This is a genomic window from Psychrobacter sp. 1U1 (assembly GCF_051847535.1).
Classification (GTDB): Bacteria; Pseudomonadota; Gammaproteobacteria; order Pseudomonadales; family Moraxellaceae; genus Psychrobacter; species Psychrobacter saeujeotis.
The window spans coordinates 316,478-337,326 of the sequence record NZ_JBPYDD010000003.1 but is presented as its reverse complement, the minus strand read 5'-3'; the positions used below and the strand labels follow the sequence as shown (position 1 = coordinate 337,326).

The window sequence follows — 20,849 nt, the reverse complement described above, 5'->3', positions numbered from 1 at the left end:
TTATCCCACTTGTGGCAACTCATCTACAGACAATACGGCCAAATTATGAGCCTGTAAAAAGTTATTAAGCAGCTGATATCCTGCTTCACTTAAGATAGATTCAGGATGAAATTGAACGCCTTCAATGGCAAAGATATTGTGACGTATACCCATGATCTCCTCAATGCTACCATCCGGATTTTGTGTCCATGCAGTTACTTCTAAACAATTCGGTAAGCTTGCTTTATCAATGACAAGAGAGTGATAGCGCGTAACTTGCGAGGGGTTAGGCAAATCAGTAAAAATACCTTTATGGGTATGATGAACAGCGGATAAACGTCCGTGCATCACTTCGCCAGCTTTGACTACTTGGCCGCCGAATGCTTGGCCAATGGCCTGATGTCCTAGGCATATACCCAAAATAGGAATAACACCTTTAAAAGTATCAATAACGTCTAAAGAGATACCAGCACGATCTGGATCACACGGACCAGGGCCGATGACGATAACATCAGGAGCTAGGGTTTTGATTTGTTCAATAGTGGCCTGATCGTTACGCCAGACGGTGATGTCCTGCTGTAGTTCACCGAAGTACTGTACAATGTTATATGTAAAGCTGTCGTAATTATCGATCATTAGAATCATTCTGATTTTAACCTATTGATAAGATGTTTTATAAGAGCTCTATTATTAGACCTTTCATTATTATATATACAGACACAAAGTAAGTTTTATAGAGGCTGAATATCTTACCACTATTTTGCTGGGTATCAAATGACACATGTAACAGTCGGCTGTTTTTACAAGTCTTATGTTCTATGATAAAAGTGTCTTTTACATCATCCATACTTCATATGAAAATAAATTTATTGCGCACTACTTTGCGTCAACAAGAGAGCTTAAGCACTAACTTGGTGCGTAATTTACGCTGTCTCTTCTCATTGTTGTGCAGATGGTAAGGGTGTTCTATCAAAAATGGCTTTTACTGTTTATATGGTATTTGTAGATCTATCCTACATATATCACGGTTTGAGAGCCAAAAATAATTTTAGACTATCATTACAAAATAAGTTTGGCATAGGCTTTGCACCCTTATATTTGTAACTTGGTACTGGTATAAATTTATATCCTATCATTCATTATTGTAAATTTAAGGTTAAAATCTAGCGGATAAGCTACTTAAGATGTTATAACTGTTCAGCATTATTGAATAGATACTGCTAAAATAGCGCTAGCATTGTATGAGCTTATGAGTGATAGAGCAAATGGTTGAATATTACTGCCATTATAAATCTAAGCCAACACTTAAATATAATAGTAAATGTCGTATCTTAGAATTGAACAATAAACGTAACAACATGACCATCATAAGGGAGACTATTCATGTCCAATAAATTACTGGATCTTATCAAATCGTCTAGTGCAAAGTGGGTTGATTTTCGTTTTACCGATACCCGCGGTAAAGAGCAACACATCAGCTTTCCGGCGCATAGCGTTGATGAAGAGGTGATGGAAGATGGTAAAATGTTTGATGGCTCGTCTATCGCTGGCTGGAAAGGCATTGAAGCTTCAGATATGATACTGCGCCCTGATCCAGAGACTGCGTTTGTTGACCCGTTCTTCGACGCCGTTACTGTGGTAGTTACCTGTGACATCATTGAGCCATCAACGCTACAAGGCTACGACCGCGACCCACGCTCTATCGCTCGCCGTGCAGAAGAGTATTTGAAATCTACCGGTATCGGTGACACTGCTTACTTTGGTCCTGAGCCTGAGTTTTTTGTCTTTGACGATGTAAAATGGTCGATTGAGATGTCAGGTGTGAGCCATAAGATTACTGCTGAAGAAGCAGCATGGTCGACGAATAACGACTATGAGTGGGGTAACATGGGGCACCGTCCACGAGTAAAGGGCGCCTATTTTCCTGTACCGCCGATTGATAGCTCTCAAGACATGCGTTCTGTCATGTGTGAGCGCCTAGAAGAAATTATTGGGGAGGGCTGCATTGAAGTCCATCACCATGAAGTAGCGCCTTGTCAGTCTGAGATTGGAGTGGCGTTTAATACGCTAGTGCGTAAAGCTGATGAAGTACAGCAACTAAAATATGTCGTACATAACGTTGCGCATCAGTTTGGTAAAACCGCAACCTTTATGCCAAAGCCTGTAGTCGGTGATAATGGGTCTGGTATGCACGTCCATATGTCTATCTCAAAGGACGGTGTCAACACTTTTTCAGGAGATGAGTACGCTGGTCTGTCTGAAACGGCGCTCTATTTTATCGGTGGTATCATCCATCATGCCCGCGCGTTAAACGCGATTACCAACCCATCGACCAACAGCTACAGACGCTTAGTACCACATTACGAAGCGCCTATCAAACTGGCATATTCTGCTTCTAATCGCTCAGCATCTATCCGTATTCCGCATGTGAGCAGTCCAAAGGCGGTACGTGTCGAAGCACGCTTCCCTGATCCAGCGGCCAACCCGTATCTAACTTTTGCCGCGCTACTAATGGCTGGTCTTGACGGTATTCAAAACAAGATGCACCCAGGCGATGCTGCTGACAAAAACTTGTATGATTTGCCGCCAGAAGAAGAAGCACAAATCCCAACAGTTGCAGAAAACTTAGAAATCGCCCTACAAGCATTGCGTGATGATCACGAGTTCTTATTAAAAGGCGATGTGTTCACTGAAGATATGCTTGAAGCGTTCATCGCGCTCAAAGAAGAAGAAGTGCAACGCGTCAATGTCACTGTGCATCCGGTAGAGTTTGACCTATATTATAGCTGCTAATTTATCCTCAATACTTTATGCTAGTTTTTATAAAAGAGTCGGTCAAGTCAATCTTGACCGGCTTTTTTGGTTTGTTTAAACGGCGTTTCCCATTAAAGAGCAGTAAGAGCAGCAATGCGAACTGTGACGCTACTATTAAATCATTGCTGATTTAATAGTAAAAATCCCGCATAATGATTTTATTGATATACTAATAATAGACACATAGTAGGTTGCCTCATTATGACGTTATTAACAAAACAAGTTTTCTCAAACGTTAGTTTTTCTAAAAGCAGTTTTGGCTTAAGAATGCTGTATGGTGTGGCTGTGCTTGCGGTCAGTTTGCCTGTAGCTATTGCAAATGCTGCACCTATCTATAAAGTAGTCGACGAGCAAACAGGTCATGTGACTTTTACAGACCGCCCTCAAAGCTATGAGCAAAAAAGCAACAAACAAGTTAGTCAAACTGATGTCGTGACCACGGTTACGACTAATAACAATACTAATAACCGCTCAGATACAAACTTCAAAGGCACGTCTGCAACATCTTCTCAGACAGCTGCTTCCTTAGTCTTGCAGCAAGCGGCTTCTAATAATGCAACATCTGCACAAGTTAATTATCAATTAACGATGTTAGAGCCTAATGAGGCGCGTGCCTATAGGCGTCCTGCACAAAGTATCAATGTTAAACTAGAGCTTAGACCTGCACTACAAGATGGCGATAGCGTCAGTATTTATTTGGATGGTAATGAAGTGGCGCAAGGGCTTAGCGCTTCTATTGCAACAGTAGATATTTTACCAGGGACGCATAGTATCCAAGCTATTATCAAAAATAAAACAGGACAGACGCTCAGCCAAGTCGAACGCACAGTATATGTCATTCAGAATACGGTGATTTTGCAAAACAAAAAGAAGATTGCTGCGCAAATGCTGGCCTATAACCGTTTGCCATGGCATCAAAAGGTGTTATTAAGGTTGCGCCAAAAGGACAGTTTTCTGCAAAAAATAGAAAGCAGTCGACCTGTCACTGATGATGCTTTTATTAAGTAAACATAAAGAGCAGCTACCACAGCAGGTAACGGCTCTTCATGTTTTGACTTAGTCATAATATAATGCGGACAGATTGTACCAATTTAGGTAGCCTAGCTACTTAGTCAGCTCAATAGTACCATTGGCTGTCACAGATATAGTGCTATTACCTGACTCAAAGTTTTGGTTAGGTACTGAGGCATCTGCTGCTTCTGCTCTCATACTCATGCTACTATACATTGGGCGCGGATAATTGCTACCAGTATTTAGATTGACGTTCACCACGCGATAACCACTAGCATCCCAAGCACGTGTTAGGTTTTTAGCCTGCTGTTGAAAAGCGCGAGAAGCATCGGTCATCAGCTTTTGCTCTAGCGCGTCTTTTTTATTATCTGACACTCCAAAATTTAAATTTTCCATCACCAGCGTTTCTTGCAAATCTGCAATAAGCTGGCTAGTCGCTGTAAAGTCAGTACTTTTTAGATCTATAGTCGCTTGTCCCGTCCATCCCGTAATTTTGTTGTCTTTGTCGTAGCGAGGGTAGGTGCGCTGCTGACCAGTACTGACTGTCACGCTAGGGTAGCGTTTAGCGATTTTCATAGCGTTATTGATAGTGGTATTGAGCATTGTAGCCAGAGCTTTAGCGTTGGTTGCTTGCGCTTTTTTGTACATACTAGCGCGTACTTCATCATTTTGTATCTCTTCTTTAACTTCTGTTTGAAAAGTAAGCTGATCATAGCCTGTCGGTTCTGCATGTGCGCTGCTCATCATTGCAGTCAACAGGCATGTGGTACCAGTGGCTAATATCGCTTTGTTAAGTAAAGTGCTTTTCATAATAATCTCCTAAATGCAATTAATATTGATATAAATCAGCCTTAAAAAGACAGTCCTTTCTAGGTTTGAAGCGATAGGCTCTCATTTTATTTTATTAGGAAATACCTAGTAAACTGAGCTTCATTCATTAAAATAGCAAAATCTAGACGAGTCCTTGTAAAGGTTTTGTCACCAAATCTCGCTGCTATCGGTGTTATGTCATTGGTAGTTTTGAAAAAGGGGTTGTAATAATGAAAAATTCTTGTATAATTTGCAACTGGTGGCTCCATTGGTAGCCTCGCAACATTGTTCTATGAATCCCGCCAGGACCGGAAGGTAGCAACGGTAATAGTTATAATGTGTGCCGAGGATGTGCTTTTGGAGTCGCTTTTTTTTGCTTAAAATTTGATAACTGCTTCGATAAACCCTTTCAAAAAGTTTATATGATGTATTAAGCCCTTCATTGCAAAGGGCTTTTTTTGTGCCTGCATTTCGTCTGATTGTGTCTTTTCATTGATTAAGATAGGTTAAAATAATATGTATTAAGTTTTATTTACGCTGATGTTAATACTGAAAGATTTGAGGCTTATTTATGAAAACGTGCGTTTGGCTATTTATCATTGTTGTTGTGCTAGTTGTTGTTTTTGGGGTGTCGATATTTAACAAACTAGTAAGGGCACGCAACCAAGCGAAAAATGGCTTTGCACAGATAGATGTGCAGCTAAAGCGCCGTCATGATTTGATTCCAAACTTGGTAGAGACTGCCAAACGTTATTTGACCCATGAAGAAGAAACGCTGACCCGCGTGATTAGTGTGCGTAATCATGCCCAAAGCTTGCAGGACTCTAATAAACATCAGCCAGACTCGCTTGAGCATATGGCGCTATTTGCCAAAGCAGAAAGCATGTTGTCTAAAGCATTGGGGCAATTCTCAGCTGTGGTGGAAGCGTATCCTGAGCTAAAAGCAGACAGTATGATTAAAGAGTTGATGGACGAGCTGACCAATACGGAAAATCGTATAGGCTTTGCGCGTCAGCATTATAACGATAGCGTGATGTTTTATAACAATGACCGCGAAGTGTTCCCAAATAACCTTGTCAGCAGCACTTTTAGTTTTCGTCCGCTCAGTCCGTTAGTGTTTGAAGACAGAAAGGCCATTGCTCAAGCACCTGTCGTCAATATGGGTTAAAACTTGAACAGATTGGGTTAACTTGAGATAAGCTGATGGATTTTTTTGCTGAACAGCGGATACGGACGCGGCGCAGCCTGTTACTTTACGGGTTGTTTTTTTTGATTGTACTTGCACATGTGATGCTGGCGCTTGGGGTTATGGCACTGCTGCTAACGTTATTTACCGATGGTATTTATTATTGGGCATTGATACTGACGGTTATGTGGACGATAGGCAGCTTTGTTGTTGGTAGCTTTTTAGAATACAGACGTTTAAAATCTGGTGGCCGTGCTGTTGCCCAGCGTGTGGGTGCTGTGCGTTTGTTTATTGATAACAGTCAGGACGCTTGGGAACATAGCCGCGGAGTCGCTCATCAATATGAGCCTGACTCGAAAGTTCGTTTTAGCGCTCGTCATATAGCGGTACGTGATGAGCGTGATTTTCCGCCAGTTTATCGCCGTTACTATGAGATCGCTCAGCAGTTAGCTATTGCTTCAGGCTTACGTATGCCAATTCTCTATGTGCTGCCTGATGAGCAAGGCATCAATGGTTTCGTGGCTGGTCGCGATAGCCAAGATATGGTGCTTGTCGTTACCCAAGGCGCGCTAGATAAATTGTCTGATGAAGCACTATACGGACTTATTGGTCATGAATATGGTCATATCCTGCATGGCGATGCGACATTCAATTTGCAGCTAATGGTGGTATTGGCAGGCTTGCAGATAGTCTATGACTGGAGTGATCCAATATCCAGTCATCGTTATTTTAATAGCGATAGTATTTCCCATAAGTCTTTATCACAGAGGCAAGTTGATACGCTGGGACGTAACATAGAAGCACAAACCGCCAATTTCACCACGCATAGTGAGTGGGTCGCTTACTGGCAGCAGCAATCGCAACAACAGCAGTCCTCAGCCAAGCGTCAGTCTAAGTGGGTACAAACGCCACCTATAATCAATCGGCAAGCTCCGCGCAGTGTTTGGACTTTGCTGCTACATGGATTGAGCTTTTCGAGTATGGCCAGTGCGCAGTTGATTAAGCATAGCTTTAACCGTCAGCGTGAATTGCTCGCCGATGCGACCAGCGTGCAGCTGACTCGCTCGCCTGCGATTATCGAAACTTTAAAAGCCATTCATCAAGATTCACTTGGTTCACGCTTATCAAATATCGCTGACATTAACGGGCTGAGTCATTTCTTTTTTGCCAGCAGTGGGGCGGATCTGGGGGATGTCTCGTGGTTTGCGACCCATCCTAGCTTAAGCGAGCGCATGAGGGCCATCAATGCAAATGCCTATCATGACTTTGCCGTTCAGGTCGCAAGAGAGAAGCGCATAAATCAGCAAAAAATAAAAGAGATATATGAGCAGCGTCGCCTTGGTGATTGGGGAGCAATAAAAGAAAATAGCCTAAGCAATAATAAAAACGCGCACCAATCTTATACATCTAAAGCTCAATCAATATCTGTCAATCATGCTGTTGATAATATTTTCATCGAAAATCCTAGTGATATTACTCACAATAAAGCTTCAGCTTTTTCTACTGATGAACCTAGCAGCAAATGTGAAACAGAAGCGGGACTTGAGTTGGTCGTAGAGGAAGATGTGGTCGTTGATGGGCGTTTGCAGGCAGCAGAAGATATTGGTACTTATCAGCTGTTAAAACCATGGATGGCAAAACCTAACAGCGATTTGCCATCAGCAGATTTGATTAGTATTGACGATATAAAGAAAGTCACGCTACCACAGCATGTGCTCAATCACAGTCATCATCCATTAGGGGCGCAAGGATTAATAGAAGCCGTCATGCTGTGCCATCAAGGACAGACACTATCTACGACTCGCATGTGTGATTTAAAAGATATTTGGATTGGGCTTCCAAACGATAGAGCATGTGCTGCTGACACCGATGCTCATACTAATAATAAGATTAAGACTGATACTTTCAATAACCCTCAACTTTTAGCACATACGCTAGACCATACATTATTAAAAATAATTGCAAATCTTGACCGACGTTTAGACAGTGCTTTGATTGCATTCGCTATGAAGCAACTTAGCCAGCATGATTTATCAGAAAGCAGCATTAATCAACTACGTCTAAAAAGCGAAACCAGTCGTAGTAACCAAGCCCATCAGCATTATGTGCAGCAAAAAAAGTGTCGTACGATGCTGTCGCGCTATCAACAAGGCTTAATTAAGTTGTTTGGGAAGCAGCTATCAGCCGATCTGACCAACAGCTTTTCTGATAACCTATCAGATGGAAAAGATTTAATGATTGATGAACAATCAATACCGACTCATTTAAAAAGCGCATCAATTTCAACTCCAGCGCAGCAAGTCTCACCAATTCTATCGTTATGGCAAGCGCTGCATTTACAGCAATTACTGCCAATATTTTCCGAAGTTTTAAACGATAATGATGGAGACATTCAGGCTGAATGGCAACCGCTATTACAGAGGGGTATGAATGAGATATGTGTTCAGCTCGATCCTTCAGGACAAGTGTTTAACAGTCTTGATGTGGCTAAGAGAGCCATATTGATATTGCTTACATATCGGCTATCGAAAGATGTCAAAGGTCAAGTGATATTGACGTTAGATAGCTCAGTACATGTGTCAGGGCTTGGCTATAATAGTGACAGCGTTGCGCACTATATCGTCGATCTACGCCGCCATGCGCGCTTGATTGATATTGATTTAACCATGATCAGTGATGCCAATTTGCAGTGGTTATTATTAACTGCTCAAAGTCTAAATAGCGTTCAGCTATTGGCTGTCATTAGTACTGTGCCTGTCTACCCCGCGTCTATTGCTACGGACTCTATAATAGAGACTCAGGGGAAAGAGAATTATCCAGAGACACAACAAGAAAGCCGTCAAATAGACTATAATGAGTATCGACAATGGCTAAGTACATTGCATACCGTCATGTTACACGATACGATAATCAGTCAGGATGAGTACGACTGCTTGATGGCACTCGCAGAGCACTGGCTAGGCGTTCGTAAGCTTTTTTGATTGCAGCTTAGTTGACACCTCAGAAGTCATTCAACAGCTATGATGGATACTTTGGTTAAGCTGTCAAACTAATCGGCCCATCTACAAATGATTTAAACAAGATAAGTAGGACAATAAAGAGACATGAGTGATATCCAAGATCCGCTAATAGTATTGCAGCGCCGCGTGCAGCAACGCCAAATTCTAGCGATGATGGGTATCGATCAATGGGTACAGTCGAATTCAGCAACGTTAAATATTGCAGATATTTCTGCGGCTCCTGAAAATCAGCAAAGCCTACCTAGTCAAAGCGCTTCGAACCAAAATGCTGCACAACCAAGCGTTGAAGCAGAAGTCGTTGAGCGTTTAAATCATAACTTTTTAGACAATGAATCAGCAGACGCTATATTGGATACAGAAAATACATCTGCTAGCGATTATGAGGTTATTCATGATAGTGAAGAAACTCAAGATATCAGCTCACAAGCCAATGAGCAAAGCCCAGTAAGCTACAGTTTTGACAGTACGACAAGCCATGCAGCGCACTCTCCAAGCGCCAGCGACTCTGAAGATAGTTTACAACAAATATCACAAAACGTTGAGCAAGCGGTTGCCCCTTTAATAGAAACAGTTACGACAACTTCCATTACGTCTATCAATCAAAATAATATTGCCGAAACCAATAATGATAATAGCCTTAAAAAGGTAGCACCATTTGACTTGCAAGGTGGTCGCTATGGCGATTGGGTAATTTTGGTTGATATTCAAGCACTCAACAATGACAGCGAAAAGCTATGGCAAAATATCACGCAAGCATTGTCAATCACTTGTGAAACAACGTCGTTTCCGATATGTGAAGGTATGGAGACTGCCGAGCTTGCCAATGCTAGTTTTGCGGGATATGTGTTTAAGATTGGCCGTAGTGAAGAGATAAAAATTATCTCATTAACCACACTGCCTGAAGGCCTTGAGCATCCTAATCTTACCGCTTTAGCTACCTTGGATGAGATGCTCGCTGATAGTAACCTTAAGCGTCAGCTTTGGGAACAGTTATCAAGTCAGAGTTAAGTGTTTACCGCAATGGCTATTAAAAATAGAGATAAGACTAAAGGGGTTTTAAAGCTGACGTTTAAAAAACTAGCTGTTAAAACTATATAATAACGATGATATAACAACGATGATTTCATCATATCAAGGATATGGATTATGACCAGTAAAGCCGCTTCTAACCGTGTACCTAACTTTTCAGCTGGACCCGCCACTATACCGACCGCAGTGCTAGAGCGTGCGCAAAGTGAGCTGCTTGATTGGCAAGGCCGCGGTATGTCAGTCATGGAGGTGAGCCACCGTAGCAAAGAATATGTCGCGATTACCGAAAAAGCAGAGGCGAAATTGCGCGCATTGATGGATATTCCAGATAACTATAAGGTGCTATTTTTGCAAGGTGGTGCCAGCTTACAGTTTTCAGCGATTCCATTGAACCTATTGAATGGAGGACGCGGTGACTATCTGACTACCGGTGCATGGTCAGGCAAAGCCATCAAAGAGGCGCAGCGTTATGCGAATCTAGGCCTCGGTAAGGTTAATTTGGTCGCAACTGGCAAAGACAGTAACTTTACCGATGTGCCAACCCAAAGCGATTGGAATCTGAGCAAAGATGCGGCTTATTTTCATTACTGTGCTAATGAAACCATTCACGGTCTACAGATATTTGAGCCGCCACAAATTGATGCGCCACTCATTGCTGATATGTCTTCTTGCATTTTGTCACAGCCAATCGATGTAGCTAAGTTTGGGATGATTTATGCGGGTGCACAAAAAAACATCGGTCCAGCAGGACTGATCATTGTGATTATTCGTGACGATTTATTGGGGCAGGCAAGTGAGTGGTGCCCACTGCTCATGAACTATGAGCATCAAGCTGAAAAAGAATCCATGTCAAACACACCAGCGACGTACTCTTGGTACTTGGCAGGATTGGTGTTTGATTGGTTAGAAGAGCAGGGCGGCGTTGCTGCTATCGGTAAAATCAATCAGCAAAAAGCAGATTTACTCTATAAAACCATTGATGACAGCAGTTTTTATAACAATCCAGTTGCGCCTGAATATCGCTCTATCATGAATGTGCCGTTTACGTTAGCAGACGATAGCCTTGATAAAGTGTTCTTAGAAGAATCAGAAGCCGCAGGCTTAATGAACTTAAAAGGTCACCGTGATGTGGGCGGTATGCGTGCCAGCATCTATAATGCAGTGTCGCTAGATTGGGTGCAGCAATTGGTTGACTTTATGATTGCATTTGAAAAAAAGCACGCTTAACCAAGCTAACAAACTATAGGTCTTAAGTTTTTGATACTAGGTTAATACTAAAAGAAGAGCGCAACTGATAACGGTTGCGTTTTTTTGTTATATACCCCACTCTAAACACTTTAAATATGTTGGCATAGGCTGGGTTGAAAACCCAGCCTATGAAAGTTCATGCTAAGTTGAGAGTCAGATGTTATCTATAGGCTTTATGGATTTAATAATAAGCCAGTTGTCATACTTAACACTGCAAACCATTAGGTTAAAAAACTGAAGTTTGTTATGATAAAATTTTGTGGCATGCTTGTTTTGTAGTCAGGGCTTAAATTTTTGTTAGTCAAATTGATTGAGTTTAGAGGGTAGTTACAAAGTCATGATGATAAAAAATGCCATGCTAAAAGCCGTCTTACTTACTATCACTATCAGCTGGATACCAGCCAGTATCGCGGTACCCATCACCACTACCGCGCTTGGTCATAATAGCCCTACAGAGTATATTGACGCACCATACATGCCTTATGCCAATCCAGATGCGCCGACAGGGGGGGTATTGTCGCTTGATGCGCGTGGCACCTTTAATGCCGCCAATAAATGGATGACCACGGGTGTAGCAATGATTGGCACCGACTACTTATATGATACTTTGATGACGGGCTCATTAAATGAAGCCTTTACCATGTATCCGCAGCTGGCAAGCAAGGTGACTTATGACCCTGATGACACCAGTTGGATTATCTATCATATAAATCCTGCCGCGCGCTTTTGGGATGGCTCGCCTGTGACCAGTCAAGATGTCAAAGCCACTTATGATGCGATATTGAATAAAGGGCCGATGTATATCCGCAGCTATTTGGGAGATATCAAAGACATTGAAATTATTGATAAGCGGCGAGTAAAGTTTATATTTGCCTCCGATGATAACAAAGAGATTTTATTAACAGTCGGGCAGTTTCCAATTTTTGCTAAATCCTCTATCGATGCTGACTTTGAAAAAATTAGCCTAACGCCATTGATGGGTAGTGGACCTTACAAGCTTGGCCGCGTCGATGCAGGGCGTTCGGTCAGCTATATACGTGATCCCAATTATTGGGGTCGTGATTTGATGGTCAATCGCGGTCGTTATAACTTTGATATGATTAAGTTTGTCTATTATCAAAGTGATGAGATTGCTTTTGAGGGTTTTAAGTCAGGGCAATATCGTTTCCGTCCGGAAAATAAAGCGTCGAACTGGGCAACCGGTTACAATTTCCCAGCGGTAAAAGCCGGCCTTATTCATAAAGAAAGCATCAGCAGTCAGAATCCCGTACCGATGCAAGCACTGGTTATGAATATGCGCCGGCCACTTTTTCAAGACATTCGCGTGCGTCAAGCATTAACTGCAGCTTATGACTTTGAGTGGATGAATAAGACCTTATTTCATGGACAGTATGAACGATTGCAAAGCTTTTTTCATGGCTCAGAGCTTGCCGCCACTGGTACGCCATCTGCGGCTGAGATGCAGGTACTAACACCTCTATTATCTAAGCTTGAGCCAATTCAACGTCAAGCAGTATTAGCAGAATGGCAACTGCCCACCAGTGATGGTAGTGGCTTTAATCGTAAAGGACTATTAAAAGCGCGTAAGCTGTTGCTAGATGCAGGGTTTTATTATGACGATATGCAGCTATATCAGCCCGGTGGCAAGCAGGCTCAGATTGAGATTTTGATGACAGGCGAAACCATGGGCCGTGTATTACTGCCTTATATTCGTAATTTAAAACGCTTAGGATTTGATGCGACTCTTCGCCAAGTGGATGGGCCGCAGTATTACGAGCGAATGCGCCGCTTTGATTATGATATGGTGGTCGATGTATTTGCTCAAAGCTTATCACCTGGCGCTGAGCAAGCAGCGTTTTGGGGGAGCGCAGCGGCTGATCAACCTGGTAATAGAAATACAGTCGGTATTAAAAACACAGTCATAGATGAGATGACTGTCGCCCTTGCAAACGCTGAAAATCGTGACGAGATTATTTTATATACTCAGGTGCTCGATCGTCTGCTGCGTGCAGGTCATTATTTAGTACCGTTATATGGCAAGTCTGGCACCAATGTGGCCTATTGGGATCAGTATCGCCACACTAAACAACTCCCAACCAATGCTGTCGGTATCGATTATTGGTGGGTTGATAAAGAAGCAGAGACACGTGTGAATCAATATTTAAAACAATAAATGATAGTGATTTTTAAGTTTTATTTCATATCAAAATTTTGATAAAAAACATTAGTAATAAAGATACCTACAGGTAAGGATTCAATATGAGTATTCGTATTCACCCAATTAAAGCGTTTAACGATAATTATATCTGGACATTAATTAATGAAAATAACAAACAAGCAATTGTCATTGATCCAGGTCAAGCTGAGCCTGTCATTGCCTATCTGGATGATAATCAGCTAGAGCTAACGTCAATTTGGACGACGCATCATCACCATGATCATATTGGCGGTGTCGCAGAGCTACAAGAGTCCTATCCGATGACGCACCTGGTCGCACATAGTGAGCATACGGTAGATGAAGATCAGACTATCAAAGATGGCAGTACGGTAAGTGCCTGGGGCTGCTCTGCACAAGTTTGGGATATCTCAGGTCATACCGCCAGCCACATGGCTTATATACTAGATGTCGATGGCAACAAGCATTGCTTTTGCGGTGACACCTTATTTAGTGCAGGCTGCGGACGCGTGTTTACTGGGACGATTGAGCAGTTGCATGACAGCTTTAAGCGTTTAAATGGCTTGTCAGCTGAGACGTTATTATATCCAGCACACGAATATACCGCCAACAACTTGCGCTTTGGTCTCTCTATCGAGCCTGACAATGAAGCGATGCAGCAAGCGTTAGTACAAGCAGAAGAGAAAACCGCACAAGGCATCCCGACGTTGCCAGTCACTTTGGAGCACGAGCGCGCAATTAATGTGTTTTTACGCACGCAAGAGCCGAGTGTGATTACGGGTGTGAAGTCTAAAGTAACTATCGAAGATGACAAGTCTTTGACTGTATTTGCCGCGTTACGTGAGCTTAAAAATAACTTCTAAACGCTAAATTGTCATACCTGTTTATTCTAGGAAGCTGCCATTATGGGTCGTTATATCTTAAAAAGGTTGCTATTGATATTACCGACGCTATTTTTGATATTGCTGGCGAATTTTGTGATTGTACAAGCAGCGCCTGGCGGTCCTGTTGAGCAGCAACTGGCACTGATAGAGCAAGGTGCAAAAGACAGTGCGCTTGGTGGTAATATCGGCGCGAGCAGTGCAGGCGGCAACGGTAGTAGTACCTATCAAGGCACGCGCGGCCTATCTGAGGAAATGGTAGCGGCGATAAATGCGCAGTACGGTTTTGATAAATCGGCACCCGAGCGCTTTTGGCTAATGCTAAAGAATTACGCCCAGTTAGATTTTGGTGAGTCGTTTTTTAAAGGCCAGACAGTGACCGACCTCATTATAGAAAAACTGCCAGTATCGATCTCGCTTGGGCTTTGGAGTACATTGCTCATTTATATGATAGCCATTCCACTTGGCGTCTACAAAGCCATGCATCATGGTTCGGGTATCGATAAATTCACTGCTATGCTGCTTGCCATTGGGCATGCGATTCCTGTGTTTGTGTTTGCCGTCATATTGTTGGTGTTCTTCGCCGGTGGTAGCTACTGGAATATCTTTCCACTGCAAGGATTAACTTCCGAGAACTTTGATCAATTAAGCGCACTTGGTAAAGTAAAAGATTACTTTTGGCATCTGGCGCTGCCGCTGCTGGCAAGTACCGTTGGTGGTTTTGCAGGTTTAACCTATTTGACCAAGTTTAGCTTTTTAGAGGAGCTGGGTAAGCAATATGTGCTAACCGCGCGAGCAAAAGGCTTGGGCGCACGTCAAGTGCTATATGGTCATGTCTTTCGTAATGCGATGCTGATTATCATTGCCGGTATTCCAGCGGCTATCGTTGGAATTTTCTTTGCTGGTAATTTCCTTATTGAGATTATCTTTAAGCTTGATGGTCTAGGGTTGCTTGGTTTTGAAGCCATTCAGCAGCGCGATTATCCAGTGATATTTGGTACTTTATTTATTTTTACTTTGGTGGGGCTGTTATTACAGTTAATAAGTGATTTAAGCTATCACTTAATCGATCCCCGTATTGATTTTGAGGGGCGTTAATGTCAAGTCATCCATTGCCTTCAACATCCTCAACCGCATCTTCTATTCCTATAGAAAAAAAACGCCGCCTAAATCCTATTTGGCAGGCACGCCTAAACCGCTTTCGCCATAATCGTCTTGGGGTCATATCGCTGTTTATTTTTGCGCTGATATTTGTCATTTGTATGGCAGCCAATGTGATTGCCAATGACAAGCCCCTGTTGGTGCAATATCAAGGCGATTACTACTTCCCCGTACTAAAAGCCTATCCTGAGACGACTTTTGGCGGTGTATTTGAGACCGAAACCAATTACAAAGACCCGGCGGTGCAAACGCTGATTAACAGTCAGGGTTATTACGTGATGCCGCCCATTCCCTTTGCCGACCAGACGCCAAACGTTGAACTGGGCATTCCATATCCGGCCGCACCCAATAGCCAGAACTGGCTTGGTACTGATGATATGGGTCGTGATGTGCTAGCGCGGATACTTTATGGCATGCGAGTGTCGCTGTTGTTTGGTCTGGCTCTGACGCTGGCGGGTGCGTTAATTGGCATTATCGTCGGTGCGATACAAGGCTATTATGGTGGCTGGGTAGATCTGGCAGGGCAGCGCTTTATGGAGGTGTGGGGCGGTATGCCTCAGCTGTTTATGATTATTATTTTGGTCAGCTTATTTAGCCCCAGTATCTTGATGCTGTTTGCAATGATGCTGCTGTTTGGTTGGATGGGGCTGGTCGGTTTGGTGCGTGCAGAGTTTTTACGCGCGCGTAATTTTGATTATGTCCGTGCTGCTCGTAATCTTGGCGTGTCAGACCGTCACATTATGATGAGACACATCTTACCCAATGCGTTAGCCTCAAGCTTATCGCAGCTGCCATTTATATTAACGGCTAATATTATTGCTTTAACAGCGCTAGATTTTTTAGGGTACGGTTTACCGCCTGGTTCACCGTCACTTGGTGAGCTGATGGTACAAGGCAAAAACAACCTCAATGCGCCTTGGCTGGCCTTATCTGGGTTTTTTAGTCTGACTTTTATCTTGTCATTGCTCATCTTCGTTGGCGAAGCGCTGCGTGATGCCTTTGATCCGAGGCACTCCTGATATGACAACTGATAAGGTGATAAACGCTAACATGATAACTGCTACTAAGCAAAATAACCTTATAGGTAACAATCATAGCAATACACAAAATAAGCTCATGCTGATAGTAGATGAGCTTAGCATTGTGACGACTTCAGGTAATGCGGCAAGTGTGCCTTTAGTTGATAAACTATCGTATGAGCTTAGGCAAGGACAAACGCTAGCCATCGTTGGTGAGTCAGGCTCTGGTAAGTCGATCGCCAGTCTTGGGCTGTTGGGCTTGTTACCAGATAGCTTGAGCGTCATGGGTGAGGTGCAGTTAGCAGATGCAACAGGAATGGCTACATTGCCGATAAGCAACCATAAAACACGTGATGCAGCGCTGCGCTCCATTCGTGGTCAACGCATCGGCATGGTGTTTCAAGAGCCAATGACGGCGCTCAATCCATTACATACCGTCGCTAAGCAAATCGCAGAGTCTCTGCGTCTCAGCGGTGTAGCCAAAAAGCAATGGCGCGAAAGAAGCATCGCTTTGCTAGACGATGTCAATATTAACGAGCCTGCTGACAAGCTAAATCGTTATCCGCATGAGTTATCGGGTGGTCAACGTCAGCGGGTAATGATTGCTATGGCATTAGCGCAGCAGCCAGATATCTTAATCGCTGATGAGCCAACCACTGCGCTTGATGTCACCTTGCAACATGAGATTCTCGCCCTATTAGATGATCTCAAGCGTCAGCATAATATGGCGATGATATTAATTAGTCATGATCTTAATTTAGTTAGACGCTATAGCAACGACGTCATCGTCATGCGCCAAGGGCAGACTATCGAGCAGGGGCCAACTGCAGCGGTATTTAGTCAGCCTAAAGCCGACTATACTCGCTCGCTTATTAAGCAAGATTTTGGGCAAGCATTGGAGTTATTGGTTGATAACAATGAGCAGCAACCAATAGTATTGCAAGTCAGTAACCTACAAGTACAGTTTCCGATTGAAAAAAGCTTGTTCGGAAGTACTAAACGCTGGTTCGATGCGGTAAAAAATGTCGATATGAACCTGCAAAAAGGGCAGGCACTCGGTATCGTTGGTGAGTCAGGCTCTGGAAAAACCACAATTGCACTCGCGTTAAGTCAATTACTCAGCAATCAAGCGCGAGTCGGTGGCCAGACAATAGTTAATGGACAAAACATCGCAGCATTATCAAAACGCGATCTACGCCGCTTTCGCTCGCAGATTCAAATGGTATTTCAAGACCCCTTTGCCAGTATTAACCCTCGCATGACGGTCATGCAGATAGTGGAGGAAGGACTTTTAGTACAAGGCATTGATAAAATATCCCGTCAGCAGGCAGTGATGGAGAGCTTAGCAACGGTACATCTGCCAACTGAGTTTGCGCAGCGTTATCCACATGAGCTATCTGGTGGGCAGCGTCAGCGGGTGGCACTTGCACGCGCACTCATTATGCAGCCAAGTCTATTGATACTGGATGAGCCTACTTCGGCACTTGATAGCACTACACAAGTCACGGTAGTCAGCTTGCTACGAGAGATTCAAGAAAAACTGCAAATTAGTTATATATTTATCAGCCATGACTTAAAAGTCGTACGTGCATTGTGTCAGTATATTATGGTGCTAAAAGCAGGCATGTGCATTGAGTCTGGATCTACCGAAGATGTTTTTGATAATCCAAAGCATCCGTATGCACAGCAGCTATTGCAGGCGAGCATGCTATAGCTAAGCAGTCAGCACTGCACAAATATACTAATCTTAGAACAATTGGAACATCTTACATGATTGACAGGCTCAAAATAAAACCTATCCAAGCACGAGATACTAATGAGCCAAATAGACCTTCAACCACGCTTGAGCTGCTGTTTGATTTAGTCTATGTCATTGCCGTTGCTGCCGCTGCAAATGGTTTTTATAATCGCTTAGGCGAGCATGACTTTTCAGGATTTTTAACCTTTATCGTGGCATTTTTTATCCTGTGGAATGCATGGACTAGCTTTACGTGGTTTGCCTCAGGATATGATCCTGATGATTGGTTTTATCGCATATCAGTCATGTTTCAAATGTTTGGCTCATTGATGATAGCCGCTAATATCCACCAGTTTTATGAGCAAGGGCTGACATGGATTGGGGTAATGGGCTATGCCATTATGCGACTGGCGAGTTGTAGTCAGTGGTGGCGCGTTTATCGACAAGTACTAGGTCATAAAAAGGTTGCTGCACGCAGTATGGTGGGCTTATTAACCCTCCAAGCACTTTGGATAACTTGGCTGTTTTTACCCACGTCTCTACAGACACCTGCATTATTTCTGTTTATCGCAGCAGAGTTACTTATGCCTGTATGGGCACGCTCAGAGCAGTTCAATAATTGGCATCCTGGACACATTGCCGAGCGTTATGGTCTATTGACTATTATCGTATTGGGCGAGGGTGTGGTGGGAGTTAGTAATACGATTCAATATTTTTTAGCCAACTCTTCTTCTGCTGCCAGCTCTATTATGTTCCTAGGTTCAAGCTTAGTGGCATTGGTTTTCTCTTTATGGTGGTTATATTTTATCGTCCCTTTTGATACGATTTTAAATAAAGAACGACGCCGTCATGACTTGTTTTTATTTGGTTATGGTCATTTTTTTATCTTTGCCTCAATCGCAGGTCTAGGCAGTATGCTCAATTTGGTCACTGAGTCCGTAGCGGGTGACACAAGTGATGGCGCAAATCAAGTCATCTCACAGACGTACGCGATGGGCATGTTGATGGGTATGTTGAGCGTATTTTTATTAACGCTCACTATCTTGCGAGAGTTAATGTGCCGTAAATCGAGCCATAATGTCATTGCAATGGTCATTGCTTTAACCATTATTGGGCTAAGTTATACTGCTGTGGCGCAAGGTTTAAATATTACTTATGGTATTTGGATGAGTATTTTAGCGCCTGTAATGATGATTTGGTATTTTGGTCAAGATAATAAGCATTGGTTGACCAAAAGGAGCGATTAATAGCTAACTTGCTGTAATAGAGCGATTGTTTGTCTTGAAAGATGTGTCAGATAAGTAAGAACATATCAGTTCACAATAATAGCTACATTTAAAGAAATACACTGTCACAATGGGACTAGACAGTAGTTAATTATAATATGATTAAAAAGGATTTTTTCATGTCCACAAAAAAACAAAGCTTTATTGCTAAGTTGTTACATACCAATGGTTTACAGCATGCAGGCTATTTGACGGTTGCTAAGACTCGCGCTAAGGCGTTAAAAGCCTTTTCTTATGTGGTATCTATCAGAAGACCAATGTTATTCGTTGGCGAGACCTCTTGTGAGGAGCTGTGCGACATGCTCATCAATGAAGGGAGTACTAACGTATTTATCGTTACTGATGCAGTGCTCAATGAGCTTAGTATCCCTGCCAAAGTCACTGACTACTTAGAAAGTAAGCATATCAGCTATCATGTCTACGATGGAATTACGCCAGATCCTACTTTTGAAGTCGTTGAAGAAGGATTGCAAAAGTCTATCGATACTAAATGCGATGCAATCATTGCTATCGGTGGGGGCTCAGTCATTGATGCGGCTAAAATGATTGCCATGTCACAAGGCAATAACTGCAAACCGCAGCAGCTTATCGGTCTTTTTAAAGCAAAAAAACCTTCTATGCCGCTGTACTGTGTGCCGACGACAGCTGGTACGGGTTCAGAAGCGACGTTGGGAGCAGTCGTATCCGATGATAAAACCCATCAAAAAGCCTTGTCTATCGACCCAAAGATGGTGCCATTAGCAGCGGCTATTGATCCAACTATTATGCAAGGTATGCCAGCACATATTACTGCCGATACCGGTATCGATGTGTTGACACATGCGCTAGAGTCTTGGATGAGTGCCAATGCCAGCGTCGAGACCGACTATTATGCCGCCTCTGCCGTTAAGTCTGTCATGCACAATCTACCAGTGGTGTATGAAGACGGTAGCAATCTAAAAGCCCGTGAACAGATGGGCGTAGCAGCGCATTATGGCGGTATCGCCTTTAATAAAGCAGGACTTGGCTATGTTCATGCCATCGCTCACCAGTTAGGAGCATATTATGGTATTCCTCATGGTCGTGCCAATGCCATCGTCCTACCTTATGTACTCGACGTCAATCGTAAGGCGTGCCAAAAAAGACTGGCAGAGCTGGCCAAAAAAACAGGCATGGTGAAGGACGAGCAAACTGCCAATAGCGATGCTAAAATTGCAGAACATCTTATTGCGGAAGTACGAAAATTGATTGCTACCTTAAACATCAATCCAATAGTTAAAGGCATGCAAAGTAGTGACTTTGAGAGTATTGCGAAAGCTGCGGCCAAAGAAGTCAGGGACACCTATGCAGTACCTATTTATCTATCAAAGTCTGAGATCAAAGACCTGTTAACAAAGATTAAGCAGGCAAGTGAGGATTGTACAAACAAGGATAAAAGTAATGATAAAGCTGCATAGTTAATTCGTTCTGAGTAGGACAAGGCATTGCCAGTTTTGTATATGGGATATTTTT

The 20,849-nt window shown here is 43.0% G+C and carries 15 protein-coding genes and 1 other RNA gene; 14 read left to right on the top strand and 2 right to left on the bottom strand.

Annotated features, from left to right (window positions below; genetic code table 11):
- Complete coding sequence (locus tag ACS8FB_RS05920; RefSeq protein ID WP_439261504.1) at positions 1 to 624, bottom strand: anthranilate synthase component II; 624 nt, start codon at positions 622 to 624, stop codon at positions 1 to 3.
- 738 nt (positions 625 to 1,362) lie between these two features.
- Here ACS8FB_RS05920 and glnA point away from each other — a divergent pair.
- Together glnA and ACS8FB_RS05910 are read left to right on the top strand one after the other, a co-directional pair.
- Entirely contained in the window at positions 1,363 to 2,772 is a 1,410-nt protein-coding gene (gene glnA / locus ACS8FB_RS05915) for a type I glutamate--ammonia ligase (RefSeq protein ID WP_439261503.1), read from the top strand.
- A gap of 222 nt (positions 2,773 to 2,994) precedes the next feature.
- Positions 2,995 to 3,801, top strand: a complete 807-nt coding sequence (locus tag ACS8FB_RS05910; RefSeq protein WP_439261502.1) for a DUF4124 domain-containing protein — start codon at positions 2,995 to 2,997, stop codon at positions 3,799 to 3,801.
- Between the two features lie 96 nt (positions 3,802 to 3,897).
- Here the strand turns inward: ACS8FB_RS05910 and ACS8FB_RS05905 are convergent, their stop codons facing one another.
- On the bottom strand, positions 3,898 to 4,614 hold the full coding sequence (locus tag ACS8FB_RS05905; RefSeq protein WP_439261501.1) for an SIMPL domain-containing protein: 717 nt from the start codon (positions 4,612 to 4,614) through the stop codon (positions 3,898 to 3,900).
- Positions 4,615 to 4,880: 266 nt separating this feature from the next.
- On the opposite strand from ACS8FB_RS05905, the gene ffs reads away from it, so the two are divergent.
- From ffs to ACS8FB_RS05845, 12 genes are all read left to right on the top strand, one after another.
- Positions 4,881 to 4,977, top strand: an RNA gene (gene ffs, locus ACS8FB_RS05900) — signal recognition particle sRNA small type.
- A 208-nt stretch (positions 4,978 to 5,185) separates the two neighbouring features.
- Entirely contained in the window at positions 5,186 to 5,782 is a 597-nt protein-coding gene (locus ACS8FB_RS05895; protein WP_439261500.1) for a LemA family protein, read from the top strand.
- A gap of 35 nt (positions 5,783 to 5,817) precedes the next feature.
- The gene (locus ACS8FB_RS05890; protein WP_439261499.1) at positions 5,818 to 8,781 is read left to right on the top strand and encodes a M48 family metalloprotease; all 2,964 of its coding nucleotides are present in this window, start codon (positions 5,818 to 5,820) and stop codon (positions 8,779 to 8,781) included.
- 123 nt (positions 8,782 to 8,904) lie between these two features.
- Positions 8,905 to 9,828 (top strand): hypothetical protein, encoded by a 924-nt coding sequence (locus ACS8FB_RS05885; protein WP_439261498.1) that lies wholly within the window; start codon positions 8,905 to 8,907, stop codon positions 9,826 to 9,828.
- A gap of 138 nt (positions 9,829 to 9,966) precedes the next feature.
- Complete coding sequence (gene serC, locus ACS8FB_RS05880; RefSeq protein ID WP_439261497.1) at positions 9,967 to 11,076, top strand: 3-phosphoserine/phosphohydroxythreonine transaminase; 1,110 nt, start codon at positions 9,967 to 9,969, stop codon at positions 11,074 to 11,076.
- A 361-nt stretch (positions 11,077 to 11,437) separates the two neighbouring features.
- Positions 11,438 to 13,270: an extracellular solute-binding protein gene (locus tag ACS8FB_RS05875; RefSeq protein WP_439261639.1), complete on the top strand. Its 1,833-nt coding sequence runs from the start codon at positions 11,438 to 11,440 to the stop codon at positions 13,268 to 13,270.
- Positions 13,271 to 13,356: 86 nt separating this feature from the next.
- Complete coding sequence (gene gloB / locus ACS8FB_RS05870; protein ID WP_439261496.1) at positions 13,357 to 14,136, top strand: hydroxyacylglutathione hydrolase; 780 nt, start codon at positions 13,357 to 13,359, stop codon at positions 14,134 to 14,136.
- Between the two features lie 42 nt (positions 14,137 to 14,178).
- Positions 14,179 to 15,252 carry a microcin C ABC transporter permease YejB gene (gene yejB, locus ACS8FB_RS05865; protein ID WP_439261495.1) on the top strand — a complete coding sequence of 358 codons (1,074 nt, stop codon included), beginning with the start codon at positions 14,179 to 14,181 and terminating at the stop codon, positions 15,250 to 15,252.
- A complete protein-coding gene (locus ACS8FB_RS05860) occupies positions 15,252 to 16,334 on the top strand; it encodes an ABC transporter permease (RefSeq protein WP_439261494.1) in 1,083 nt (360 codons plus the stop codon). The genes yejB and ACS8FB_RS05860 overlap by 1 nt, the downstream gene beginning before the upstream one ends.
- Positions 16,335 to 16,365: 31 nt before the next feature.
- Positions 16,366 to 18,048: an ABC transporter ATP-binding protein gene (locus ACS8FB_RS05855; protein WP_439261493.1), complete on the top strand. Its 1,683-nt coding sequence runs from the start codon at positions 16,366 to 16,368 to the stop codon at positions 18,046 to 18,048.
- Between the two features lie 56 nt (positions 18,049 to 18,104).
- Positions 18,105 to 19,319 (top strand): low temperature requirement protein A, encoded by a 1,215-nt coding sequence (locus ACS8FB_RS05850; protein WP_439261492.1) that lies wholly within the window; start codon positions 18,105 to 18,107, stop codon positions 19,317 to 19,319.
- A 158-nt stretch (positions 19,320 to 19,477) separates the two neighbouring features.
- Entirely contained in the window at positions 19,478 to 20,794 is a 1,317-nt protein-coding gene (locus ACS8FB_RS05845) for an iron-containing alcohol dehydrogenase (RefSeq protein WP_439261491.1), read from the top strand.
- Positions 20,795 to 20,849: the final 55 nt, after the last annotated feature.